The 847-nt window shown below is 69.9% G+C and carries 1 protein-coding gene; it reads right to left on the minus strand.

Annotated elements, in window-relative coordinates; translation table 11 throughout:
- Positions 1-847, minus strand: an 847-nt coding sequence (gene ligA, locus FUT87_RS26515) for an NAD-dependent DNA ligase LigA (RefSeq protein WP_147242918.1), incomplete at both ends; no start/stop codon positions are given.

Below are 847 nucleotides of genomic sequence, written 5' to 3' on the forward strand. Positions count from 1 at the left end.
TGACATCGCCGGCGCGCCGGATGATCACCTGGTCGCCGACGCGGATGCCCTTGCGACGCATCTCGAAGAGGTTGTGCAGCGTCGCGTTGCTGACCGTCGTGCCGCCGACGAAGACCGGCTCCAGCTTGGCCACTGGCGTCAGCTTGCCGGTGCGCCCGACCTGGATCTCGATGCGGTCCAGCTTGGTGACCTGCTCCTGCGCCGGGTACTTGTGCGCGACCGCCCAGCGCGGCTCGCGCGACACGAAACCGAGCCGCCGCTGCAGCTCGCGGCTGTTGACCTTGTAGACGACGCCGTCGATGTCGAAGGGCAGCGCGTCGCGCTTCTCGCCGATCTCGCGGTGGAACTTCACCAGCCCTTCGGCGCCGCGCACCACCGCGCGGTCGGCGTTGACCGGCAGCCCGTAGGACTGCAGCGCGTCCAGCATCGCGCTGTGCGTGGCGGGGATATCCCAGCCGCGCGTCTCGCCGATGCCGTAGGCGAAGAAGCTCAGCGGCCGCTGCCGCACCAGCGCCGGATCGAGCTGGCGGATCGCGCCCGCGGCCGTGTTGCGCGGATTCACGAAGGTCTTCTCGTTGTTGGCACGCTGCCGCTCGTTGAGCTTCTCGAAATCGTCGCGGCGCATGTAGGCCTCGCCGCGCACCTCCAGCACCTCGGCCTTGGCGCCGTCGCCCCGCAGTCGCAGCGGGATTTGCTGGATCGTGCGCACGTTCTGCGTCACATCCTCGCCGGTCTCGCCATTGCCGCGCGTGGCGGCCTGCACCAGCACGCCGCGCTCGTAGCGCAGGCTGATCGCCAGGCCGTCGAACTTGAGCTCGGCCGCGTACTCGACGGGCGCGGCCTGCTC

The organism is Mitsuaria sp. TWR114 (genome assembly GCF_007997345.1).